General features: G+C 43.6%; 4 protein-coding genes. 2 read left to right on the forward strand and 2 right to left on the reverse strand.

The annotated features are described in order from the left end of the window. Positions 1–247 precede the first annotated feature (247 nt). Positions 248–1,915 carry an ABC transporter ATP-binding protein gene (locus QUA00_RS36335; protein ID WP_333413421.1) on the forward strand — a complete coding sequence of 556 codons (1,668 nt, stop codon included), beginning with the start codon at positions 248–250 and terminating at the stop codon, positions 1,913–1,915. Between the two features lie 231 nt (positions 1,916–2,146). Further along, positions 2,147–3,031, forward strand: coding sequence for a class I SAM-dependent methyltransferase (locus QUA00_RS36340; protein WP_333413423.1), 885 nt, complete (start codon positions 2,147–2,149; stop codon positions 3,029–3,031). A 325-nt stretch (positions 3,032–3,356) separates the two neighbouring features. Here the strand turns inward: QUA00_RS36340 and QUA00_RS36345 are convergent, their stop codons facing one another. Together QUA00_RS36345 and QUA00_RS37035 are read right to left on the reverse strand one after the other, a co-directional pair. Then, positions 3,357–3,554, reverse strand: coding sequence for a hypothetical protein (locus tag QUA00_RS36345; RefSeq protein WP_333413425.1), 198 nt, complete (start codon positions 3,552–3,554; stop codon positions 3,357–3,359). Positions 3,555–3,662: 108 nt separating this feature from the next. Further along, on the reverse strand, positions 3,663–3,776 hold the full coding sequence (locus QUA00_RS37035; RefSeq protein WP_445252021.1) for an NfeD family protein: 114 nt from the start codon (positions 3,774–3,776) through the stop codon (positions 3,663–3,665). Between the last annotated feature and the right edge of the window lie 382 nt (positions 3,777–4,158).

The following is a 4,158-nucleotide window of genomic DNA, read 5'->3' on the forward strand; positions in this document are numbered from 1 at the left end:
TTAATAATTTATAACTCTGCAATTATACATTATTGGGCCAATTTTAGCAATCTTTTCCTATCATTCAACACTTCTGCTAACGAACATAAATTTGATTTCCCCAAAATACGTCAATATACTCACACAGAGAAAATCATTTAGGATTGATCTAGATAGAGAAAATCATTTAGGATTGCTATAGTAAGTATCTATCAAGATTATAACTGTAAAAGTATAAATCGTGCCTGTAGACAAACTCCCATAACTCATGGAACTTATTTGGTTCTTTAAAACTCTCAACAAATACATTGCCTCATACAAAGGGCAATTTGTTTTACTGTTTACCTGCCTGATATTCGACGCAGCATTTGATTCAGTCTTCCGAGCCAGCTTAAAATTTATCATCGATGCCGCCATCGTTCCCCAAAACTATAGTCTTCTGGTTCTAATCCTGTCTCTCTTAGCCGTAGGAGCAATTCTATATGCCTGCATCGGTTTGCTAGGAATTTTCCTAGGAGCGCGTTTGGGCATTTTAATCACTAACAATATCCGACACTCTCTATTCGAGCATCTCCAAAGCCTTTCAATGGAGTTTTTTGGGCGACGTTCAGCCGGGGATATAGTCAATTGTCTCATCGCCGATGTCCAAAAAGTGGAAAACGGTGTAATTACAATGGGGTTGACAATTGTTGTTTTAGAACTGTCTAACTTCCTATTTTCTCTGGTTTTCCTCTTCTTACTCAACTGGCAATTAGCCCTGCTCAGTTTAATCGGTTTAACCCTCTGCAGCATTGCTCCAATAAAAATTGCCAGCCTTGCAACCGAAGTCGGCTATAAGTTGCTGCAAAAAGAAGGACAGATTGCCAGCGTTATCGAAGAGAATATCCTCTCGCAAACCGTTGTCAAGATATTCGGGCTGGAAAACCAAATGAGTAAAGATTTTTCCACCGATTTAAATGACTTAAAACAGGTTGATGTCCGGGCAACCTTTCTCTCCTACTTAGTGCAGAAAGTCCCGATGATTGGTTTTGTCATGACGCAGCTTATCGTTTTAAGTATCGGTGCTGTTATGACATACCAGAATATCATTTCCGTAGGCACCCTTGCCTCCTTTCAAGTTTTAATGCTAGGATTGAATCTCAATATCCTCGGTTTAACTTCGTCACTGCCTGCATTTATTGATGGAGTGGCAGGGCTGCAACGCATCAGCGATATCTTATCAGAAACCCCGGCGATTCAGGATGCACCGGGTGCGATTGATTTACCTCACTTTTCCAGTGATATTAACTTTGACGATGTTACCTTTAGCTACTCCCAAGATAGAGGTGGAGTTAAAAATCTATCCCTAAAGATTCGCCAAGGAGACTTCGCGGTATTTGTCGGTCAAAGTGGAGCAGGCAAAAGTACAATTGTCAACTTGCTGACGCGATTTTATGACCCGGATAAAGGACGCATTCTGTTTGATGGAGTTGATTTGCGTCATGCAACAGTACGCTCCCTCCGCTCTCAAATTGCACTGGTTTCTCAGGATGTAATTCTCTTTAATTGCTCGGTGCGGGAAAACATCCGCATGGGCTATCTAGAAGCTACGGACGAACAAGTCGAAGCCGCAGCCAAAGCCACCGAGATTCACAACTTTATTTTGTCCCTACCCCCAGGCTACGACACACCCGTTGGTGACAGGGGCGGACAGTTATCAGGGGGACAACGGCAAAGAATTGCCTTAGCTAGAGCCTTGGTGAGAAATCCAGCAATTCTAATTCTGGATGAAGCCACATCCGCCCTTGACCCCGCCACAGAAGCCGAAATCCTCGCCACTATCGAGCGCATCACCAAAGAACGCACCGTAATTTTGATTACCCACCGCATGGCCCATGCCTTGCGTGCGGATGTCATGTACGTGCTGGAAAACGGCAGCTTGGTTGTTAGTGGTTGACACCAATTTTTTATGAGGCTGCATAGAATCCGATCCCCCCTAGCCAAGGGCGGGCACGGGGAGTAGGGGTCGCACCGCCCCTACTAAGGGGGGGACAAGATTCCGCTCAAAGTCAACCCCTACTCCCCAACAATCAGGGGGATTTAGGGGGATCGAGATATATGCAACTTCACATTAAATTGGTATGACACACAGATTTGACCTGTACTGAATATTTTGGAGTTAAAAATTATGACCAGCACAAATGATTACAAATGGCTAATTCCCTCTTCTGCTAACCTAGGCTCGAAATCTCTTGAAGAAGAGAAAGAGAGCTGGGATAAAAACCACGAAGATTATACCAACACCTCTTTCAGCATCACCCAAGACCCCAAAATCTGCAAAAACCTAATCCGTCCAGAGCGCTCTCCCGGCTATGATATTCCCAACTCGCCTGACATCAAAGTCTTAATTCCCGGTTGTGGCTCGGAAATTTATCTTCAGAAAACCTTACTAGAATTTTGCCCCCAAATTGGACAAATCTACTGTACCGATTTTTCCAAAACTGCCATTGAAAAAGCACAAGCACACTGGAAAACAGCAGATGGAGATTCCCGACTCAACAATCAGCAAATCGTGTTTGAGCAAGTAGACTCCACGCGAATCACCGAACAAAAACCGGAGTGGAACGAGAAATTTGATTACGTCCTACTCGCAAATTCCGTGGTTTCCAGTGAGGATAAAACCAACCGCCAGATGATACGGGAATTTGGGAAAGTTCTCAAGCCAGGTGGCAAGATATACGGATATTTCCCAACCACCTTATGCTTCTTAGAAATTGCCTATTTCAGTCGCAAACACGCTCACTGTGTTACAGAGGGATATATCGATGTCTACGGCAATAAAGTTTGGGATGCTGAGTGGCAAACTGCCCAGATTTATTACACTCCCTTGCGGTTAAATTGCATCTTTAAAGAAGCAGGATTAAAACAACTCAGTTTGGAGATGCAGTTTTTGGACTATGAGCCTTTTGTTTCCATGTTTAAAGAGATGATCGATCATGACGACCCGGATATCTTTCTCTGGCATCTTCTAGTTCGTTATGAAAAATATAGCAATCCTAAATCATTCTCATAATTATTGTAGGGGCAATCCCCCCGTGGTTGCCCTATAGATAGGGGGTAGGCACGGGGAGTAGGGGTAGCACTACCCCTACAAATTTATCTGAATCATTTAGGATTGCTATAGGACTTAGGGATTTGGGCGAAGCATCGAGTGAGATGCTTCGTTTCACTCAGCATGACACATAGGCTTTGCGTAAGTAGGGACACGGCATTGCCGTGTCCTTCTTCGTGTCAACAACTAGGTTAAACCCGCAGTCCGGCAAGGGTTGAAACCCCTGCCTCAAAGCTAAAGTCCTCTGAAGAGGACTGAAAAACTCATTAGTCCTCTTCAGAGGACTTTAGCTATTAGACAGGGAATTCATTCCCTGGCGGTCTGGCGGACTGGCGACTGTCAGCGGCGGCTTATGGTTGAGGTAAAACTCTAGAATCTGGAAATTAACAGAGGCCAGAAGTACGATCGCCCTTTTGAAGAGAAATGTATAGAAATAGAAACGCGATCGCAACTTTATTTTTTCTACCCTCCGACGACTCCCCATCTCCCGATTGTTTCCCAACTACGCTTCAACTATCAGAGTAATGTTTTCAAGTCTCACGACGCGAACAACTTCACCGGGTTGCAAAGTTATTTCTCGTTAGCGAAGCCCTCAAAGAGGATCGCACTTCGCCGGCCACCAACTGTTTTGGAAACGAACGCGACCGCATTCTTGAGGGCTAATTTGTTCATCTACGATCGCTGTTTCAACATCGTTAATAGACATAGCTGCTTGCTCCTGAATATAAACTAGACTTGATTTGTGCGGATGTCAGAAGCTTGTCTGTCAACTTCCCCTCCACACTCAACCGTGTCACTTCTGATTATTATTTGAGCGGTTTATACAGTATTTTAGGGATTTATTATCGGAGCTTAAACGAGAGAAATCAAGCCAGAGAATGCCATTAAATATCAGAAATAAAAGCCCCTAAATATTTGCAGATTATAGCGAAAAACAGCGAACCGGACAACGGCAAACAAGCAAATCTCGAATTCTGGAAAATTAACGCTGCAATTAATATAGGTTTTTGTCCAGAAGTGTTGAACGCTTATTGATAGGATTCTGAAAATAGACATACGAATCCTATAAAATGCTGATTTCAGCAATT

It is taken from the genome of Microcoleus sp. T2B6 (assembly GCF_036700475.1).
Taxonomy (GTDB): Bacteria; Cyanobacteriota; Cyanobacteriia; order Cyanobacteriales; family Microcoleaceae; genus Microcoleus.

Excerpts from the sequence above, each read along its gene's own strand:
- QUA00_RS36335 (WP_333413421.1), top strand. The coding sequence starts at position 248 with ATGGAACTTATTTGGTTCTTTAAAACTCTCAACAAATACATTGCCTCA.
- QUA00_RS36345 (WP_333413425.1), bottom strand. The coding sequence starts at position 3,554 with ATGGGGAGTCGTCGGAGGGTAGAAAAAATAAAGTTGCGATCGCGTTTC.
- QUA00_RS36340 (WP_333413423.1), top strand. The coding sequence starts at position 2,147 with ATGACCAGCACAAATGATTACAAATGGCTAATTCCCTCTTCTGCTAAC.
- QUA00_RS37035 (WP_445252021.1), bottom strand. The coding sequence starts at position 3,776 with ATGTCTATTAACGATGTTGAAACAGCGATCGTAGATGAACAAATTAGC.